Source organism: Georgenia daeguensis, from assembly GCF_039537705.1.
GTDB lineage: Bacteria > Actinomycetota > Actinomycetes > Actinomycetales > Actinomycetaceae > Georgenia > Georgenia daeguensis.
Genome location: NZ_BAABBA010000001.1, coordinates 215,399 through 233,995 on the forward strand (window position 1 = coordinate 215,399; position 18,597 = coordinate 233,995).

General features: G+C 73.0%; 19 protein-coding genes. 8 read left to right on the plus strand and 11 right to left on the minus strand.

Annotated elements, in window-relative coordinates; all coding sequences use genetic code 11:
• Positions 1-129: 129 nt before the first annotated feature.
• Positions 130-444, plus strand: coding sequence for a GNAT family N-acetyltransferase (locus ABD774_RS01055; RefSeq protein WP_345036641.1), 315 nt, complete (start codon positions 130-132; stop codon positions 442-444).
• A gap of 32 nt (positions 445-476) precedes the next feature.
• Here the strand turns inward: ABD774_RS01055 and ABD774_RS01060 are convergent, their stop codons facing one another.
• On the minus strand, positions 477-1,913 hold the full coding sequence (locus tag ABD774_RS01060; protein WP_345036643.1) for a lipase maturation factor family protein: 1,437 nt from the start codon (positions 1,911-1,913) through the stop codon (positions 477-479).
• 171 nt (positions 1,914-2,084) lie between these two features.
• Here ABD774_RS01060 and ABD774_RS01065 point away from each other — a divergent pair, with 171 nt between their 5' ends.
• Entirely contained in the window at positions 2,085-2,324 is a 240-nt protein-coding gene (locus ABD774_RS01065) for a heavy-metal-associated domain-containing protein (protein WP_345036645.1), read from the plus strand.
• Between the two features lie 4 nt (positions 2,325-2,328).
• Here ABD774_RS01065 and ABD774_RS01070 read toward each other — a convergent pair whose 3' ends face one another.
• The 3 genes from ABD774_RS01070 to ABD774_RS01080 all read right to left on the minus strand — a co-directional run bounded on the left by ABD774_RS01070 (position 2,329) and on the right by ABD774_RS01080 (position 4,728).
• Positions 2,329-2,676 carry a cupin domain-containing protein gene (locus tag ABD774_RS01070; protein WP_345036647.1) on the minus strand — a complete coding sequence of 116 codons (348 nt, stop codon included), beginning with the start codon at positions 2,674-2,676 and terminating at the stop codon, positions 2,329-2,331.
• 225 nt (positions 2,677-2,901) lie between these two features.
• Positions 2,902-3,921, minus strand: coding sequence for a right-handed parallel beta-helix repeat-containing protein (locus ABD774_RS01075; protein ID WP_345036650.1), 1,020 nt, complete (start codon positions 3,919-3,921; stop codon positions 2,902-2,904).
• A 132-nt stretch (positions 3,922-4,053) separates the two neighbouring features.
• Positions 4,054-4,728 carry a cytidylate kinase-like family protein gene (locus ABD774_RS01080; protein ID WP_345036652.1) on the minus strand — a complete coding sequence of 225 codons (675 nt, stop codon included), beginning with the start codon at positions 4,726-4,728 and terminating at the stop codon, positions 4,054-4,056.
• Positions 4,729-4,971: 243 nt separating this feature from the next.
• Between ABD774_RS01080 and ABD774_RS01085 the strand changes: the two genes are divergently transcribed.
• From ABD774_RS01085 to ABD774_RS01095, 3 genes are all read left to right on the plus strand, one after another.
• Positions 4,972-7,203, plus strand: coding sequence for a glycoside hydrolase domain-containing protein (locus ABD774_RS01085; protein WP_486327247.1), 2,232 nt, complete (start codon positions 4,972-4,974; stop codon positions 7,201-7,203).
• 85 nt (positions 7,204-7,288) lie between these two features.
• Positions 7,289-8,581: a glycosyltransferase gene (locus ABD774_RS01090; RefSeq protein WP_345036657.1), complete on the plus strand. Its 1,293-nt coding sequence runs from the start codon at positions 7,289-7,291 to the stop codon at positions 8,579-8,581.
• A gap of 84 nt (positions 8,582-8,665) precedes the next feature.
• Complete coding sequence (locus tag ABD774_RS01095; protein ID WP_345036659.1) at positions 8,666-9,211, plus strand: hypothetical protein; 546 nt, start codon at positions 8,666-8,668, stop codon at positions 9,209-9,211.
• Here the strand turns inward: ABD774_RS01095 and ABD774_RS01100 are convergent.
• The 3 genes from ABD774_RS01100 to ABD774_RS01110 form a co-directional block, all read right to left on the minus strand.
• Positions 9,186-10,061, minus strand: coding sequence for a carbohydrate kinase family protein (locus tag ABD774_RS01100; protein ID WP_345036661.1), 876 nt, complete (start codon positions 10,059-10,061; stop codon positions 9,186-9,188). The genes ABD774_RS01095 and ABD774_RS01100 overlap by 26 nt on opposite strands.
• A gap of 139 nt (positions 10,062-10,200) precedes the next feature.
• Entirely contained in the window at positions 10,201-10,725 is a 525-nt protein-coding gene (locus ABD774_RS01105; RefSeq protein WP_345036663.1) for a 2'-5' RNA ligase family protein, read from the minus strand.
• Positions 10,725-12,086 carry a DUF4921 family protein gene (locus tag ABD774_RS01110; RefSeq protein WP_486327248.1) on the minus strand — a complete coding sequence of 454 codons (1,362 nt, stop codon included), beginning with the start codon at positions 12,084-12,086 and terminating at the stop codon, positions 10,725-10,727. The genes ABD774_RS01105 and ABD774_RS01110 overlap by 1 nt, the downstream gene beginning before the upstream one ends.
• A 222-nt stretch (positions 12,087-12,308) precedes the next feature.
• Between ABD774_RS01110 and ABD774_RS01115 the strand changes: the two genes are divergently transcribed.
• Both ABD774_RS01115 and ABD774_RS01120 read left to right on the plus strand, forming a co-directional pair.
• Positions 12,309-12,830, plus strand: a complete 522-nt coding sequence (locus ABD774_RS01115) for an RNA polymerase sigma factor (RefSeq protein WP_345036667.1) — start codon at positions 12,309-12,311, stop codon at positions 12,828-12,830.
• Positions 12,830-14,167, plus strand: coding sequence for a hypothetical protein (locus ABD774_RS01120; protein WP_345036669.1), 1,338 nt, complete (start codon positions 12,830-12,832; stop codon positions 14,165-14,167). The genes ABD774_RS01115 and ABD774_RS01120 overlap by 1 nt, the downstream gene beginning before the upstream one ends.
• Before the next feature lie 107 nt (positions 14,168-14,274).
• Here ABD774_RS01120 and ABD774_RS01125 read toward each other — a convergent pair whose 3' ends face one another.
• The 4 genes from ABD774_RS01125 to ABD774_RS01140 form a co-directional block, all read right to left on the minus strand.
• Entirely contained in the window at positions 14,275-14,823 is a 549-nt protein-coding gene (locus ABD774_RS01125; protein ID WP_345036671.1) for a type 1 glutamine amidotransferase domain-containing protein, read from the minus strand.
• Between the two features lie 190 nt (positions 14,824-15,013).
• Positions 15,014-16,453: an HNH endonuclease signature motif containing protein gene (locus tag ABD774_RS01130; RefSeq protein ID WP_345036672.1), complete on the minus strand. Its 1,440-nt coding sequence runs from the start codon at positions 16,451-16,453 to the stop codon at positions 15,014-15,016.
• 358 nt (positions 16,454-16,811) lie between these two features.
• Positions 16,812-17,219 (minus strand): type II toxin-antitoxin system VapC family toxin, encoded by a 408-nt coding sequence (locus ABD774_RS01135; protein ID WP_345036674.1) that lies wholly within the window; start codon positions 17,217-17,219, stop codon positions 16,812-16,814.
• Between the two features lie 169 nt (positions 17,220-17,388).
• Entirely contained in the window at positions 17,389-18,141 is a 753-nt protein-coding gene (locus ABD774_RS01140) for a M23 family metallopeptidase (RefSeq protein ID WP_345036677.1), read from the minus strand.
• Positions 18,142-18,366: 225 nt separating this feature from the next.
• Here ABD774_RS01140 and ABD774_RS01145 point away from each other — a divergent pair, with 225 nt between their 5' ends.
• Positions 18,367-18,597 carry a DUF1918 domain-containing protein gene (locus tag ABD774_RS01145; RefSeq protein ID WP_345036679.1) on the plus strand — a complete coding sequence of 77 codons (231 nt, stop codon included), beginning with the start codon at positions 18,367-18,369 and terminating at the stop codon, positions 18,595-18,597.

Consider the following 18,597-nt stretch of genomic DNA (forward strand, 5'->3'; position numbering starts at 1 on the left):
ATCCGGACGGGCCCCGAGGGCTGCGCCGGCGGGCCGGCGCCAAGGATTCACCGACCCGCCACCGCGCCGTTGCCCCGGGGTCGCCGACGGTTCCGGAATGGGGCGGCCCGGTCCGTTGTTGCCGCCCGCATGGAGACCTCACTGCGCGCCGGCGAGAACCGGTTCGAGATCCTTGTGGAGGGTGACGTCGTCGGCGTCGCCGAGTTCCTGGACGACGGCGGCCGGCGCATCTTCCACCACACGCGCGTCGACGACGCCATGGCGGGCAAGGGCCTCGCCGGGCGCCTCGTCGGGCACGCGCTCGACGAGACCCGCAAGGAGGGCCGGCGGATCGTGCCGGTGTGCTCCTACGTCAACGCGTACGTGGGGCGCCACGACGAGTACGCCGACGCGGTCGACCCGGCCACCGAGGCGGACGGCGACCTCGTCGAGGCGCGCGCGTAAGTCGAGGCCCGCGCGTAACCAGCGAGGCGAGCTCAGCCGAGACGCCGCATGGACGCCAGGTCCTGCGGCGCGACGAGCATGCCCTCCTCGTGGCGCACCCACCACTGACGGGTGCGGCGCAGCTCCTCGAAGGTCGAGTACCGGTACCGAAAGACGCGGGCGCGCACGTACCTGGGGCGTCGCCCCTCGAACGGGTCGTGCGCGAGGAGTCGCAGCGTGGGGCGGTCCGACTCGAGCAGCCGGCCCAGCAGCCTGGTGAACCACCGGAACTGCGACGGCGAGCCCAGCGCCAGGAACCACATCCCCCAGTCCAGCCGCAGGTGGTAGGGGGCGTACTGGCGGGGCCAGCGGCCCGTGCTGCCCGGCTTGCCCTTGAACTCGTACTCGTGCCAGTCGCTGGTGAACGGGTCGTCGTCCTCCGTGCCCTCCACGACCACCTCCGAGCGGCGCCGGGTGATCGAGCCGAACGCGCCGTAGGCGCCCACCAGGTGCCACCGGTTGAACGAGGCGTTCATCGCCTGGTGCTTCGAGACCAGGTTCCTGGCCGGCCACCAGCTCAGCACCACGAGCAGCAGGGTCACCGCCAGCACCACGACCACGAACCACACGGGCGACGGTGCGTGCCCGGTGTCCGCGAGAGGCAGGAACCGGGCGAGCACGTCGTCGGAGACCGCGGAGAACGCGAGCACCATGGTGAGCCAGTTGAGCCAGGCGAAGTTGCCCGAGAGCACCAGCCAGCCCTGCGTCACGACGACCACCGCGGCAGCCGCCGAGGCCATCGGCTGCGGCAGGAACAGCAGCCACGGGACCACCAGCTGGGTCACGTGGTTGGCCGCCACCTCCACCTTGTGCAGCGGCCTGGGCAGGTGGTGGAAGAACCAGGAGAGCGGGCCCGGCATCGGCTGGGTCTCGTGGTGGTAGTACAGCGCCGTGAGGTCCCGCCACACGACGTCCCCGCGCATCTTGATCATCCCCGCGCCGAACTCGACCCGGAACACGAGCCACCGGAACAGGAAGATCACGACGACCGGCGGCGCCATCTCGTCCGAGCCGAGGAACGCGGCCAGGAAGCCCGCCTCCAGGAGCAGCGACTCCCAGCCGAAGCCGTAGAACACCTGGCCCACGTTGACCACCGAGAGGTACAGCCCGTACATCGCGAGGAAGACGAGCATCGGTACCCACGGCGGCCCGCTCTGGGGCAGGCCGACCACGACGCTCAGCGCCAGCACCGCGCCGGCCCACCCCACCGCCAGCAGCAGCCGGTCGGAGTAACGACGGCGGAAGAGCGTCGGCCCCGTCCGGGCGCCCACCCGTTCGAGGTAGACGGGGACCGGCAGCAGGCCGTGCTCGCCGAGCAGCGGGCGGAACTGCCGCTGCACCGCGACGAAGGCGACGAGGTAGAGCAGGGCGATGCCCCGCTGCAGCACGAACCGGGCGGCGTCGTAGTCTTCGGCGGCGAACCACTCCACGGCGAGCCTCCTCCTCCCCCGACATTGCACACCCAAGGCCCCTGCGGGCGCAGCAGGGAGCGGGCCCTGCCGTTGATTGACGCACGTCATGGTGGCGTCCGGGGCAGGCTCCTAGCGTGGCGATCAGCACCCTGGAGGACCGGGGTGGAGCAACCACAGAGAGGACGAGCCATGAGCACCGAAGCCCCCGTCACCATCCGCACCGTGCTGCGCGCCGAGGGGTTCTCCTGCCCCTCGTGCGTCTCCAAGATCGAGAAGCAGGTGGGCCGTCTCGACGGCGTCGAGGCCGTGACCGTGCACTTCGCCAGCGGGCGCGTGGAGGTCGACCACGACTCGGCCCGGGCGAGCGTCGACGACCTGGTCGCCGCGATCGGCCGGGCGGGCTACGTCGCCCGACCGTCCGCCTTCTGAGGCTCTACCGCGCGCGCTGCGGCTCCGCGGTCTGCCCGACGCTCGTGACCGTGGTCAGCAGGAACACCGAGTCCTCGAGCGCGCGCACCGAGTGCCGGTCGTGGGTGAGGACGGCGAGCCGGCCGGCGCCGAGCTCCACCGTCTCGCTGCCGGTGACCGTCACGCGGCCGAGCAGCACCTGGATGCTGGCCGCGTCGGGCGAGTTGTGCTCACCCAGCTCGGTGCCCGCGACGAGCGCGATGATCGTCTGTCGCAGCGGGCCGTCGTGCACGAGAAGCTCGGGGCTACGGCCGCGCTCGTCGGCCTTGGCGGCCGCAAGATGGGATGCGGCGAGCTGGGACAGGTCGGCCACGGCTTCCTCCTCGGTCGGGTACGTGCCACTATGCCGCCGCTTCCGAGCCGGCGCAGCCGCGAACGAACCGCCGCCGGAGGCACGGGGCCCTTGCGACGCCGTCCGGTGTCTCGCCGCCTCGGCCCGCCATCGTTCCCGGCCCCCTGAGGAACTGCCGGCGCGCCGACGACAGGGGTCGCCGTCGGCGCGCTCGGTGACGCCGGCACGGCACGCCACTGACAGGTCTCAGCGGCAGACGACGCCGATGCAGGGAGCCTCCCCGTTCTTGTTGGCGATGTTCTGGCCACCGTCAGTCACCCGAGGCGCCTCGATACCGTGCCCCGCGTTCCACATCGTCCGGTTCTTCGACACCGTCATGGTTGCGGCGATCTCAGGCCGGGCGAGGACGGTGATCCCGTCGTCGGCGACGGTAGAACACTCGTAGCGCTCGGTCGCCTCGTCCAAGCAGCCGTTCGCCGTCACCGGGTCGCTGCCACTCCTGAGCACCGTGTTCTCCGTGATGACGGTGCCGACCGCACCCCCGGGTCCCCCTGCCGGCGGGAGCGTCCTGCCCTCAGAGACGACGAGCACGCCCGAGGCCGCCGAGTTCTTGATCGTGTTGCCCCGGATGACGGTGTCGCTGGCGGCGCTCACCCCGCGGACCATGACGCCGACCTGATTCCGGTCGAAGAAGTTGTGCTCCACCTCGGTGGCGTCCGCCCCGTGCCAGTCCTCGTCCCACACGTTCACGCCCGTCGTGTTGCCGACGAACGTGCTGTTCCGGATGACGGCACCGCTCCCGCTCTGGATCGTGACTCCGACGGAGTTGTCCTCGAAGACGCTGTCCTCCACGAGGAGCGGGGAGCCGAAGTACTGCGACACGGCAGAATCGTTGCCCACGAACCGGCTGCGGCTGATGGTCGTGTATGGCCCGGCCTCGACGACGAAGCCCTCGCCACCGGCCACGGTGAGGTCTTCGAGGAGGGCGCGGCTGCCGCTGACGAAGAACCCCCGGGCCGACCCGTCACGCACGGTGACGTCGCGCCCGTCGATGCTCATGAGGCCGATGCTGTACCCGGCCAGGTCGACGGTCACGCCGTCCCCGGTCACCGACAGACCACACTCCACATCGGCGGTGAGCGTGACGTCGTCGGTGATGGGCCGACCGCATATCGACGAGTCGACGACGGCCGCCGCTGGGGAGGAGAGCGCCCCGAGACCGGCGGTCAGTCCGGCCAGGGTCGTGAGGAATCTGTGTGCACGCATGGGTCGGGGTCCCTTCGAGATATGGACGTGTCGGTTCCCCGGGAGTCCGTTCTTAGCACGGCAGCTCGCTCGACACGCCCTCTTGCGCACTCGAAAACGGCCGTGCACATTGCAGAACGCGGGTGACGGTCGCTAGCCCGGCGGCGCGGCGGCCGGAGCCGCAGCTGCCGGACCCGGCACCTGACCGGCGCGGACGCGGACCGCGTCCACGATGATGGCGACGCACTCGTCGAGGGAGAGCGAGCCGGTGTTCAGCACCATGTCGTAACGATGGGGCTGGCGCGGGTCCCAGCCGTAGAGGTCCTGGGACATCTGCGCACGGACCTCGTCCTCCCGCTTCTGACGCCTGGCCGCGCGCTCGCGGGCGATGCCGGTCTCCTCAGCCGCCCGGGCGACCCGCTGCTCGACCGGTCCGTCGAGCAGGACGTGCAGGCTCGCGGGCCGCCCGGCGAGAATGACGGCGCCGTTGCGGCCCATGACGACGCCGCCCTGCGCGGCCTCCTCCTGGACGATGCGGGTGTTCTCGACGGCCAGCTCGTAGCGGTCCTGCTGCGCCACCGGCACCGCACCCCCCTCCGGGCCCGCGTAACCGGGCCCCATGGCGCTGAAGACGCGCGAGAGCAGGCTCTCCTTCTCGCGGCGCTCCTCCTCGGCCTCGAGCTGCTCGGAGCTGAACGCCTGCCGGTGGAAGGGCAGGCCGAGCGCCTGGGCCACGCGGGGGCCGACGTAGCTCGCGCCCGCGCCGTACGTCTCGAAGAGGGTGACCACCGGCTTGACCGGTGCCGGCTCGCTGCTCGACATCGTCATCTCCGCATCGTCGTCGGACCCGCCGGGCGTCGCCCGCAGTCGCCGTCACCACTCTAGGAGCCTCCCCGACGGCGAAGGCAGGAACCGGGGCGACGGCGCAGCGGCGCGGGGGACGGTCGGGCGGCGGACACGCCGCCACGACGTGTCGGGCACCGTCGGCACGCGTGGACGCTCTACCGTCCGGTGCATATCGTCGTCGCGGAGCACCGGCCGGACGTGCTGGGGCAAGGGAGGGGGCCGGACGTGTTCGAGCGCGTGGACCCGTTCATCGGCACCGAGGTGACCGACCTGCCGGCGCCGTCCGGCCTGGCGGCCACGTGGTGGTGGCCCAAGCCGCAGGTCGGCAACACCCACCCGGGCGCCGCCTACCCGCTCGGCATGGTGTCCGCCTGCGCGTACTCCGGCGCGTACCCCACCGGCTACGGGCGCTACGAGCTGAGCACCGAGGGCGTCCCGCGCACCATGCACGACCGCCAGGTGGCCTCCGGCTTCACCCACTTCCAGCAGTCCGGGACGGGGGCTATCCGCAAGTACTACAACTACTTCCGCGTCACCCCGATGCTCGAGCCGCTGGACGCGCTGGGGACGCTGTGGGACGTCGAGGACGAGGAGGCCGAGCCCGGCTGGTACGCCGCGACCCTCTCCTCAGGCATCCGCTGCGAGGTCACCGTCGGCCCCAAGAGCGCGGTGCACCGGTACACCTTCCCGGCACACCGCAACGCCCGCCTCGTCATCGACCTCTCGCTCGGGGGCCTGTCCATCCCGTACGGCAGCACCATCCCCCTGCGCGCGCACCTGCAGTCGCTCGGGCCCGGGGTCGCCGAGGGCGAGATCGTGATGGAGGGCGCCCCGCTGGCCGTGCACATGGAGTGCGACGCCGACCAGTGGCGCCAGATGCTCTGGTACGACCGTCGCCTCATGCCCGGCGGCACCCGGTTGGACTTCGACTACATCCGCCCGACGACGCTGCGCCCCTTCGGGCTGATGTGGGCCGGCCCCGCCGAGGCCGGCCAGGTGGTGGAGCTGCGCATGGGCTTCTCGCTGCGCGGGGAGGAGCAGGCGCGCGAGAACCTCTACCGGGACTGCGGCCCCGGATCACACAGCTTCGCCGCGCGCCGCGAGGCCACGGCGCGCACCTGGCGCGAGCACCTGGGCACGATCGCCGTCGACACGCCCTCGCCCGAGCGTGAGACGGTCTTCTCGACGGCGCTCTACCACTCGTTCCTCAAGCCGTGCCTGGCCCGGGGCGAGAGCCCGTTCTGGCCCACCAGCGGCCCGTTCGCGTTCGACATCAGCACGATGTGGGACATCTACCGCACCCAGCTGCCGCTGCTGACCACGCTCGTTCCCGACCGGGCCGTCGAGCTCGCCGAGGCCCTCCTCCACATCTGCGAGGAGGAGGGCAACCTGCCCATCGGGTACCGCATGTCCCGTGGCGCCGACCAGTTCTCGCGGCAGGGCTCGGCCCTGGCCCACACCTTCCTGGCCGACCTGTGCCAGCTGGGCCTGCCCGGCATGGACTGGGAGTGGGCGCTGGTCCACATGCACAACGACCTGCGCCGGATGTACGGCGAGGACTTCCTCCTGCGCGGGGAGGCGCACCCGATCAGCCACACCCTGGACCTCGCGTTCGGGTACTGGTGCACGGCGAAGATCGCCGCCCAGGTGGGGGACCGGGCCCTGGTGGCGGAGTTCGCAGAGCTGGCGCAGCAGTGGCGCAACGCCTTCGACCCCGCCACCGGTCTGCTCAAGGACTCCACGTTCTACGAGGGTGGTCGGTGGAACTACTCCTTCCGCCTGGTCCACGACATGGCGGCGCGCATCGCGCTCGCGGGCGGGGACGAGCCGTTCGTCGGCCTGCTCGACCGCTTCTTCGGGGTCGGTGCCGCGCCGGTCACCCAGCCGGGCGTGCGGCCCACGGTCGAGGAGATGGCGCGCGGGTACGCGCTCGGCCGGTTCGAGGGGCTGAACAACGAGCCGGACATGGAGGCTCCCTGGGCGTACCAGTACGCCGGCCGCCCCGACCGGACCGCCGACATCGTCCACGCCGCCGTGCACCACCAGTTCGGCACCGGCCGCGGCGGCCTGCCCGGCAACGACGACTCCGGCGGGCTGAGCTCCTGGTACGTGTGGGCGTCCCTGGGCCTGTTCCCGGTGGCGGGGCAGAACCTGTTCCTGCTCAACGCGCCGTCGTTCCGTGAGGCGCGGATCGACGTCGGCGGCAACGCGCTCGAGATCGCCACCAGCGGGTTCGTGGAACCGGAGCCCGGCGGCCCCGCGCAGTACGTGCGCTCCGCCCGGCTCGACGGGGTGCCGCTCGAGCGCACCTGGCTGAGCGGGAACGAGCTCCACGGGGGTGGCACACTTCTCCTCGAGCTCGCGGCCACGCCGTCGGACTTGGGCACTGCCGTGGCCCACCGGCCGCCGTCGTCGCCCGGGCCCACCCCTCCTGCCGGCACGTCACCAGCTCGGTGAGACGTACCAGCGAACCGCCCGTACCCCGTGCCTGGCCGCCGCCCGCCGCACGAACCCCTGAGACCACCGTGGAGGTACCGCGCCCATGAGCACCCCTGACCGCCGTCTGGTGATCGTCGTCCGGGCCGACCCGGTGATCTGCGGGCACTCGGGCGAGGCCCGCAACCTCGCCGAGGCGGCCCTCACCCGTGGCTTCGACGAGGTCCGGATCGTCACCTGGCCGATCGAGCGGCTGCAGGCCACCGGGCTGCCGCTCAAGCCGCTGGACCACGTGCTGCCCTACAGCGAGGGCATCGTCGTCGAGCGGCCCGGTCCGGTCGGGGACTACAAGGTGCCGGACGGCCGGTACCTCGCCGGGATCACCGGCCGGCTGATCGAGCTGTTCACCGACGGCGTGCCCACCGTGTGCATGTCGCTGTACCTGAGCCCGCACACCGTGGCCGTCGCGGACGCCGTCCGTGCCGCCCGCAGCACCGGCCTGCCCGTCAACGTCACGACCATCGCCGAGGCGGTCGGCTCGGACGTGACCAACGTGGTGCGCTCGTGCGTGGACGAGGGACGCTTCGGCGCCGCCGCGCACGTGCTCTCGAGCTACCTCTCCTCCGACGTGTGCGTGGCCGTCTCGGAGTACACCCGCGATCTCATCGTCGCCGAGGCCGCCGCGATCGACGCCCTTCACGGCACGACCTTCGCGGACCAGTGCCGCGAGCGGGTGGCGATCTCCTACCCGGCCATCGACACCAGCGCCTACCTCGACCTGGACGACGCCGAGACCGAGCGGGTCCTGGCCGCCCGGGGGCTCGAGCGCGACGGGTACGTGCTCTTCCTCTCCCGCCTCAGCCCCGCCAAGGGCGTCGACGACCTGATCGAGGGCTTCGCCGCGAGCTCGGTGCACGACTCGGTGCGGCTCGTCGTCGCCGGCAGCGGACCGGCCGCCGGAACGCTGCGAGAGCGGGCCGCCGCCTCGCCGGTCGCTGACCGGATCGTCTTCCTCGACGACGTCGACGACGCCGAGAAGCCGCACCTCATGGCGGGCAGCGCCGCCTACGCGCTGCCGAGCAAGCCGCTGCCGGAGTTCACGGAGACGTTCGGCATCGCGCTCGTGGAGAAGATGCTGGCCGGCGGTGGGCCGGTGATCACCACCGACACCGGCGGGATCGGCGAGGCCGTGGGTGACTGCGCGATCGTCGTCCCGGTCGAGGACCCGGCCGCGATCGCAGCCGCCCTCGACCGTGCGGTCGGGATGCCCGCCGCGGAGCGGCGCGCCTGGGAAGAGCGCGCCCGGGCGCACGGCCTGCAGTTCGACCGGGCCAACGTGTTCGACCGGCTCTTCGCCCGCCTCGACGATCTGCCCGAGCTCACCCCCGCGCGGGCCTGAGCCAGGTGCAGGAGCGGACCTAGGTCTCTGGCGGCTCCGCCGTCGTCTCCGGTAGGAAGGAGGGGACGACGGCGGAGGTGCGTCATGACGACTACCGAGTCCCGCTCCGGGCAGGAGCGAGACACCGAGCAGCGCCGGACGGTCGCGGAGCCCTCGGCCGGTGATGCGCGGGCGGGCGAGGCGCCGGCCGGTCAGGCGTCGGCCGGTGAGACGTTCGCCGATCCGGGACCGCCCTGGGCGCGCCGGGTCGCCGTCGTCGCCGGAGCGATGATGGTCGGGGGTGCCGGCCTGAACACCTACAACGTCATCGCCCGCCCCGGGGCCTACGCCGGGATGGGCCGCTGGTTCCAGCGGGTCTCTCCGTGGGACCTCGGGCCGCTCCCCGAGCTGTGGGAGGCGACGTTCGGCGAGCATCCCCGCGTGGTCGTGCCGGTCGTCGGCGTCGGATTCGAGGCGGCGATCGGCGTGCTCGCGCTCTCCCGGGACCCACGCCGGCGCGCGGCCGGGCTAGGCGGCATCGCGGTGTTCCACACGGCGCTGCTGGGCATGGGCCTGTGGGCCTGGGCGCTGCCCTGGATCGGCGTGCTCGTGCCGGCCGCCGTGGTCACCGCTCGCGCCGCGCGCCGCTGAGCGGTGGCGGCGCGAGGTCCGGCGAGGCCACGCACTCCGCAGCCACCTCGGCGCCCCGGCGCAGCGCCGTCGGCACGTCGCAACCGTCGAGGTGCGCCGTGAGGAACCCGGCGAAGAAGGCGTCGCCCGCGCCGTTGGTGTCGACCACCCGCGGGGCGCGCACCGCCGGCACGTCGGTCGACGTGCCGTCGGCCTGCAGCGCGCTGGCACCCGCGGCGCCGTGCGTGCAGACCACCAGCTCGGCCCCGCCGTCGACGAGCGATCGCATGTACGACGCCGGGTCGGCCAGCCGGTCGGAGCTGAGGAAGACGTACCGCGCCGACGTCGCGAACTCGCGGTGGTACTCCGCCTCGCCGTCGTAGTCGTGGAGATCCGTCCACACCGGCCTCCCGGCGGCGACCGCGGCGCGCAGGACCGGGCGGGCGTGGTCGGCGAGGTCGACGACGACGGCGTCCGCCCCCGCCAGCGCCGCCTGCGTCGCCTCGGCGTGCTGCTCCTCGCCCGGCTGCGGCGCGGTGAGGTAGACAGAGACCCGGTCCCCGTCCGCCATGAGGTTGGCGTGCCGCTCCGTGCGCCCGTCCAGTGCGGGCTCGGCGAGGAGCCGCACGCCGTAGCGGTCGAGCGCGGCGCGGACGCGCGTGGCCTCGTCGTCGGCGCCGAGCACGGTCCGCAGCGTCACGTCCGCGCCGAGGCGGGTCAGGTTCATGGCCTTGCCCGCGGACGTCCCGCCGACGGTCTCGTGGAAGCTGCGCGCGACGTGGGTGCCGGGGTGCGGCTGAGGGAGGCGGTCGAGGTGAACGAGCAGGTTCCACGAGGTCGGCCCGGCGACGAGGACGCGGGGAGGGGTCACCGGCCCGACGCTACCGGCAGGACTCGTGCCGACGCGCCGACCCTCGTCGGCGTGGAGAACGTCGACGCGCCGTCGGCCCTGTGCCGGTGACGTACCGGGTGGGTGTGCCGGACTCGATCTCGGGCCACTCGGTTGTGGGTCAGGGGATCTCCGGCAGGGGCCATCGCTCACCGGTGGAGCTGTCGATCAGCGCCGCGTGGCTCACGTGCAGGCGCATCGGCAGCACCGTGTACGCGAGGGCGGCGACGGCGGGCAGGTCCCCGAGGCGGGCGCGGGTGGCGAGACTGACGTGCGGCACCCATGCTCCCGGGCGGTAGTTCCGGTGGAGGTCGGCGCCCGTGGCCACGGAGGCCTCGACCACCCGCTCCTGCCGCGCGGCGAGCTGCGACGTCAGCGACGGCACCAGCGAGGCGCGGCCGCGGCGGAAGAGGCCGAGGGCGTCGGCGTGAAGCGTGACCGGACCGCCGTCCGGTAGCGCCGTGACTGCGTCCCGCACCGCGTCCACCTCGTAGGTGCGCAGGACGGCGTAGGACAGGTGTGGCACATGGCGGCCGTGGGTGTGGCTGAGCAGCGTCGGCACACCGGCCTCCTCGAGGCGGGTCCACAGCGTCCGCAGGGCACGATCCGCGGCGGCGTCGAAGAGGAGGCAGACGGCGAGGGCCACTAGGTCGCGTCCCGGTAGCGCAGCGAGGCGGGCCGCCCGGCGCACTCGCGCCCCAGGGGCATCGCGGCGATCCGGCCGTCGTCGCGCAGCTCGTGAAGGCGGCGGACCACCCGGTCGCGCAGGTCGTCGGGGGAGATCGTGTTGACATTGATCTTCGTCCCGCCCTCGAAGCCGGCCAGGGTGGACACCCGCCACTTGAGCATCGCCCGCAGCGGCATGGGTCGGCCCGATCCTGGCGGCCGGTGGTGCCACTCCTCGTTCGTCGGTACCAGAGGGCCGGTGGCGGCGTGACAGGCGTGGAGGAGGTCGGAGAAGTCGCGCAGCTCCGCCGTCGTCAGCTCCCACGGGACGGCGGCGGCGGACTTGGACCACACCTCGAGGGTGGGATAGCGGTGACCGATCCCCGCGAGGGCCACGGCGTGGTCCGTCTCCGCCAGCAGCAGGCCCTCGTCCAGGGCCACCTGCAGCACGGCCTCGTTGTACAGGTCCGGCTCGAGGCGCAGTCGCCCGAGCTCGCGGTCCGTCTGGCGGCCACGTTCGTCGATGGCGACGAGCTGCTTGTGCAGGTGGTCGAAGGACGCCCCGGCCGGGCGCAGCCAGTTCTGGAAGACCGCGACGTAGCGGGCCTGGGGGATGTCGGCGTACAGCGCGCGCATCGCCTCGACGGTGAAGGCCAGGTACTGGTGGTGCTCCTCCGGGCTGAGGGTGCCGGACGACGCCGGCAGCGGCGCGTCGGCCGCGGGGCCGTGGTTCGGTCCGGCGTCGTGCGGGACCGCCTCGCCGGCGAGGTGGCGGCGGGCGACGACGACGTCGTGCCCTCCGGCGAAGAGCCCTCGCGCCCCCGCGAGGCGGGCGTCGGGGCCGAGCGCGTCCCACTCCGCCGCGCTCGTCCCGTTCGCCTCTGCCCGCCGGCGCAGCACCCGCTCCACATGGGTGCGACCGGCAGGTGAGGCGAGGTAGTCACGCTCGTGCGCGAGCACGTGGTCGGGCGGGGCGTAGCCGTGGTTCAGACGCCAGTAGTCGAAGGAGAGGATCTCGAAGAGGTTCGGGATCCGGCGGAACTCCGCGACGGTCTGGTCGAGCGACTCCGCGGGGAGGCGTTCCAGCGTCTGCCACGTGCCGCCGGGTGAGCGCACGAGGCGGGACTTCTCCGGCGGGGTGTCCAGGTAGCGCTTCTCGCAGAAGGCGCACCACCGGCCGAGCTCGCCGGGGTCGAGAGGATCGGTGACGGACGGGGCGGCCAGCGGGCGGCGGCCCCGGCCCGGGACGGTCCACACCTCGGTGCCCGTGAGCGGGTTGAACTGCTTGACGGTCCCGTCGGGCAGCCGGGTGATGGGCGCAGGGGACGACGGGCTGAGCATGAGCACCTCGGCGTGCGTGCCCACCCGGCGGGTCCGGGCGGCGTCTCGATCGTACGGCCGCCCGCGCCGGGCGGCGGCGGTTCAGCGCTCGGCGCGCCTGCCACAGGCCCCGCACCGACGCGATGAGATAGGCGTGGTCGTGAAATCGTCCCGCCCCGGCCGGACATGTACGGGGTAGGAGGCGCGGTCGCCCACGGCGGCCGGGAGAAGCGAGGAGGCGACGTGCCGATCGACCACGACACCGCCGTCGAGGCCCTGTACCGGCAGCATGCGGCCACCGTCCACCGCTACGTGTACCGGCGGCTCCTCGATGACGGTGCCGCCCACGAGCTCACCAACGACGTCTTTCGCATCGCCTGGCAACGACTCGGCAAGGGGCGAGAGGTGGACCTGCCGTGGTTGGTCGGCACGGCCAAGAACCTGGTGCTGAACGAGGTCCGGGCGCGGGGTCGTCGCGAACGTCTCAGAACCCGGCTGCGGGACACGGCCGTCGTCGACGACGCGCACGTCCCGAGCGCCGTCCGCGACAGTGTGATGGCGGTGCTGGCGAGGATGCGCGATCAGGACCGCGAGATCCTCATGCTCGCCTACTGGGACGGTTTCCTCGGGGCTGACCTCGCAGCCGTCCTCGGGTGTCCGGCGGCGACCGCGGCGTCGCGCCTCTTCCGGGCCCGCAAGGCGTTCGCCCGACTGGCTCCGCCGGAACTGGCCGGGCCTGAGATCGTTCTGGGAGGTCAGCGCTGATGGACCGCATCGAGGAGCTCATGAGGGCTGCCGACCCGGCCCGTGAGGCGCCGGCGACCCCGCCCTTCCGCCGCGCCGACGTGCTGCGCCGGCCGGCGTCCGAGGCGCGACGGCGCGGGGCGCGTCGCGATCACCTCGCCGTGTGGGGTGCGGCGGTGGGAGTCGCCGCCGCGCTCGGGGGAGGCCTCCTGCTTGCCCACCAGTGGCGGGCGACTCCGCAGCTGCCCGCACCGCCGGCCTCCACCACGTCGGACGGGGCGAGCGAGGAGACGCCGTCGCCGACGCCCACTCCCAGCGGGTCCGTGGCGCCGACGACGGAGCTGCCGAACGGGCTGGTCCCCGCCCACGACGACGTCTGGTTCGACGATTCGGCGGCCTGCCGTGCGCTCGAGGTGGGCTCCGTCGTCGGGCCTGGGTCGGACGGGCGGCCGGCGGGCTACCTGGAGGGCGAACCGTGGCAGTTCCCCGTGACGGGGTGCGTCGACGACATGGCCGGGCTCCTGCTGTCCGACCGGTGGTTCTTCGAGTCCGGCATCGACGACGCCGTGCTCGGCATCCTCGTGGCGCGTTGGGACGGCGACATGTGGGCCCTGGAGGGGGCACGTGACCAGGACGGCGGCGCGACAGTCACCCCGTACCAGTCATGGCCCATGCTCGCCCGCTATCACCTTCCCGGCGACCCGTCCCCGGAGGAGCGGATGGCCGCCCAGTACGCGGAGCTCGGCGTCGACCAGGTGACCGGTGAGCGCCTGCTCGGCCGGCAGGAGGTCGCCTGGACCTACCCCACCCCGGCGCAGGCCTGGACCCCAGGTGCGGCGGGGCCGGTCGAGTTCTCCTGGCGTGACGACGCGGCGTGGGCCCACCGGGCCTACACGGCGGACGGGACGCTCCCGTCGTCGTCATCGGAGTCGTCCTCGGGTGCGGCGACCGCGATGGACGTCATCGAGTTCTACGACCCGCGCAGCAAGCGTGTGGCGACTCTGATGGTCTCGCCGGACGGCGAGGACCTCGCCTGCGAGGTGCCCGACGTCACCTATCGCATGGAGGGTCGCGCTGCCACGTCGTTGGAGTCGTCCGACGGGCCCCTGGCCGTTGCGCTGGTGACCGCCCCGGAGGTTCTGGGGCCCGAGGTGACCTTGACGATGCTCGTACCGGCCTCGGCCCCCGGGACGGGGCAGTGGTGCGACCTTCCTCGTGAGCACGCCGTCGGGGACGTCGTCGTCCGGCTCAGCGGCGCGGAGTACCAGTTCGGCTCGGAGGAGGAGCGGGCCCAGTATCTGGCGTCCCAGGAGTTCGCGGACGTCGTCCGTCTGGCGCAGTCGTTCACGATCGACTGACCGTCGGACGGGTGTGGCCTGTTGGAGGGCGGGTCGCACGGGTCGGCCCCGGTCCATGACGGACCGGGGCCGATCGCCGGGCTGCGGGGCGCCCCCCCGCGGGGAGCTCAGACCGTCTGCTCGGCGTGCTTACCCTCGGAGATCTCCTCCACGAGCTTCGCGTTGAAGGCGGGCAGGTCGTCGGGGGTCCGGCTGCTCACGAGGCCGGCATCGACCACGACCTCCTCGTCGACCCAGGTGGCACCGGCGTTGCGGAGGTCGGTCTTCAGGCTGGGGTAGGACGTGAGCGTGCGGCCGCGCACCACGTCGGCGTCGGTGAGGATCCACCCGCCGTGGCAGATGACCCCGACCGGCTTGTGCTGGTCGAAGAAGTCGCGGGTGAGCGCGACGGCCTTCTCGTCCATGCGGAGTTTGTCGCCGTTCGCGACGCCGCCGGGGAGGACCAGGCCGTCGAAGTCGCTGGCCCTGGCGTCGGCCACCGCCAGGTCGACGGTCGCCTCGTGCCCCTTCTTGCCAGTGATCGAGCCGGTCTCCGGCGAGATCAGGACAGCCTCGGCACCGCTCGAGGTCACGGCCTCCCACGGGGACGTGAGCTCGGAGTCCTCGTAACCGTTCGTCGCGAGGAAGGCGATGCGCTTGCCGTTCAGGTCCGTCATGGTGGTGACTCCTTCCTGTAGGGGCTGTTGGTTCGAGGCTACGTTCGCGCTCAACAGGCTGCCACCGTGGCCGTCGCCGTGGCCGTCGCCGTGGCCGTCGCCGTCGCCGTGCACGCGGCTCCGCGTCGCCACGGTGAGCGGGCCGTCGTGCCTGCTTGGACGTTCGACGACCCGCTCCTCAGGTGCGAGGTCAGGTGCGGATGGTGGTGATGGTGGTGCCATCGGGACGGGTGAAGGTCCAGCGGTCGCCAGTGCGCTCGATCGCGATGTGGCGGGCGTGGACGTAGTCGTGGTGGTGCCAGCAGAGCAGGACGCCGAGGTGGGCGGCGGTGTCACCGTACTGGTCGTACCAGGCCAGGGAGTGGTGGATCTCGCCCTCGCCCGGCGGGGCGTGGCAGTCGGGGAATCGGCAGGTGCGGTCTCTGGCGATGATCGCGGCGGTCTGGGCGGACGTGAAGAGCCGCTCCTCCCGTCCGACGTCAAGAATCTCGGAGTCGGGGCCGAAGATGATGCGGCGGAAGGCGGCACCGCAGGCGAGGCGGGCCAGGAGCGCGGGGGCGATGGGGGAGCCGTCGGCGAGAGTGGCGCCCGCGGCCCCGACCAGGGCCCGGTGGTCGAGGGTGCCGGGGATGACGAAGTCCTCGCCCGGTCCGGGCACGCCCCCGCCGTCCCGCCCGCCGGGACAGGCGCAGCCGGCGTCGCCGTCGCCCGCGAGACCAGGCGTGATGCCGGGCTCGTCCGGTCCGGTGGCGAGGCGGCAGCGGGGGTGGTGAGTACGGCTGGCCTGGACGAGGCGGGTGAGGGTGTCGTGGGGGACGTGGACGGAAAGATGGGGGCGGATGCGGGCACCGGGCCTGAGGATGCCGGCGTCCAGCACGAGCCGGGCCAGGGAGGTCAGGGCGGCGGCGCGCCGTTGCCCGGGGGTGCGGGTGTCGGTGGCGGCCGGGGTGCCTATCCGGGCGTCGAGCGCCTCCTGGACGGCCTGGCCGTTGGCGAGGGTCAGCCAGCCGGAGAGGTGATAGCCGTCGGTCGTGGGAGCGAGGGTGAGGTGCTCCCGGTCGGTCTCCTCCTGGTAGGTGCGGTCCGCGGCGGCGGGGTCGGCACGGTCGGCCCAGTGCTTGACGAGGTGGGTGAACTCGGTCGCGCCCAGGTTCCGGGCATGGGTGAGGAGGAAGTCCTCCCCGACGTGGGGGTCCTTGAGCTGGACACGGGCGGCGGGGGTGGCGGCGGCGTGGGTGGTCAGCGCGGTGACGTGGTCGGCGCTGATCTCGCCGGCGGCCAGGGCGGCGGCGGTGGCGGGCAGGTGGTCGCGCAGCCGGCGGGCGGTGGTGACCGCCTTGCCGGCGCGGGCGTGGTGGCGGCCGGTGCGGGCGCGGTACCAGGCCGCGAAGGAGCGGGCGCCGGAGGTCGCCCACAGGCCGTCGGTCTCGGTCGCGACAAGGGTCCGAGCGGTGAGGGCCTCGACCTGGCGGTGCAAGCCCTCGATCGCGTCGACCATCTCGAGGATCCTGGCTGAGGGAAGGGCCTGCAGGTCTATCTCCTCCAGGGCGGTCACGTGCGCGCGGGCAGCGGCGAGGTGACCGGTGACCGAGTCGGCGGTGGACGCAGGGGCTGGCTGCAGAGTCGTCATCTCGCCCCCTCACTCCAGTGACTCCGGGCCGTTCCGGAACACCCCAACACTATCGAACGTACGTTCGACCGATCAAGGGGATCGGCGAGATTCCGCCAAATCTGTGGACGACGAGGCATCTCAGCCACCTGTGGAGGGCCGGATGGCGGCCGTACCTACGGTTCGCACCGCGCGGGAGGGGCGCGACCTGTGGTGGGGAGGGGCGCGATTTGTGGCGACAGGCGGTCGACCGACAGCGAGCGGAGCCACCGTGGCGGCGCTGGCGCTGTGCGTGGCTGAGTGGATTTCCGGCTCAGCCACCCGTGCCCCGCGTCGTCAGGAGGTGAGCCTCCCGTGCGCTGCTTCCTGCTTCGCACTCCTACGCGGAGGGGTCGAGCATCGCGGCGAACGGTGCGGTCCTCACGATGCCGGTCACCGCCAGCGCCAGGTCGGCGCTCAGCGTCACGAGAGCGTCTCCCTGCAGCTGGGTGAGAGCCACGTACTCGGCGTCGTATGTGGAGGCCCAGCCGAGACGGTCCGCCAGCTCCCATGCCCGGCGGCGGAGCACGGCGTCGCCGAGCAGTCTGATCCGCATGGCGCCCATCCGGGCGAGACGCTCCTGCGCCACCTCGGCCGACAGGTCCGCGCGGTGCACGGCCTCGTGCATCATCGACAACGCCTGAGAACGCAGCAGGGTCGGAGCCAGCAGCTCATGCGTGTCCGGCACCTCGGCGCCTTCCGCCGCCAGCCGGAGCGCGGCGGCGGCGTCGACGACAAACCTGGTCATCAGCACCTCGCTTCGGATCGGACAGCGGCCCGGGCGGCCACCGGGCCGTCGGGCGAGTCTCCCGCGGGCTGACGGAAGCCGTGGGGATTCGGCAGACCGAGCCAGGTGGTCGCCACCTCGCGGTCTGACCGGGATGAGCCGCTCCACCGCGGGCTCGTCCACACCGGGCTCATTCGGCCCGCAGCGGCTCGACGATGTCGCCGTCCCGCGGCATGCCCAGCGCGACGTCCTCCGACTGCCCGTCGCGGCGGCGGAACAAGCGGTAGTGGCTGAACGCCATCGGCAGGCCGCGCGCCCGCAGCAGCTCCGAGGAGTCCATCACCTGCACGTGCACGTGCGGCTGCGTGGAGTTCCCGGAGTTGCCGCACCGGGCGAGCGGGCGGCCTGCGGTGACCTCGTCGCCGGGCCGGACCAGCAAGGAGCCGCGCCGCAGGTGCACCAGACCGGCGTACGGGCCGGACGCCCCCAGCGAGAGAATGACGTAGTTGCCCGCGACGGCGCCCAGGCCCTGCCTCAGCCGGCCGGCCTGCGTGAGCATGTACGGCACCAGGGTCAGCGGCGAGCGCCTGGCGGGATGGTCGGGCTCGCCGTCGTGCACGGCGACGACCCTCCCCGACGCCGGGGCGAGGATGGGCCGGTCGAACGCGAAGAACCGCTCGGGCGGCTCGGTGCCGGCCACCGTGCGCCAGTCCCGCACCGGGGCCGTGCGCCCGCGCCGGTCGACGGCGACGAAGTCGATCGCGTACGTCTCGCCGAGGACGTGGGTGCCGTGGCTGGGAACCCGCGTCGCAGGGCTGTTCTGGACGATCCAGGTGCCCTGGAACGGCAGGGCCAGCGGCACGGGCGCGCGCCCGGGGTCGGGCACGTAGTCGCCCGCCGCCCGGACGGCCGCCCTGAGGTCGTCCTCTCCGCCGTCGTGCACGAGACCTCGCCCCTCCGTCGACAGCCCTTCACGACATCGTGTCGCCGCGGCGGGGCGCCGTCGAGCTGTTTCTCCTTCCTGGGCCGGAGGGCCCTTCCCGCGCCGCACGGTCCGGCGGACGATGAGGGGGACGACAGGCGCCGGCGCCGGTCGTCAGCGGAGGTGGGCCATGGACGTCGCCGTCGTCGACGAGAGCCGTGCCGGGCGGGCCGGCGGAGGCTCGCCGTGACCCGGGCCGTGCCGGGCGACCGGGTCATCGTCCAGTCGGGGTCGGTCGGCGGGCACGACCGCGACGGCGAGGTGCTCGAGGCCCGCGGGCCGGGCGGCACGCCGCCCTTCCTCGTGCGCTGGTCGGACACCGGGCACGTCTCGCTCTTCTTCCCGGGCCCCGACACGGTGGTCCACGACGGCAGCAGCCGTGTCCCGCCGCCGGCGCCGGGCGGCCGGTGGGGCTGA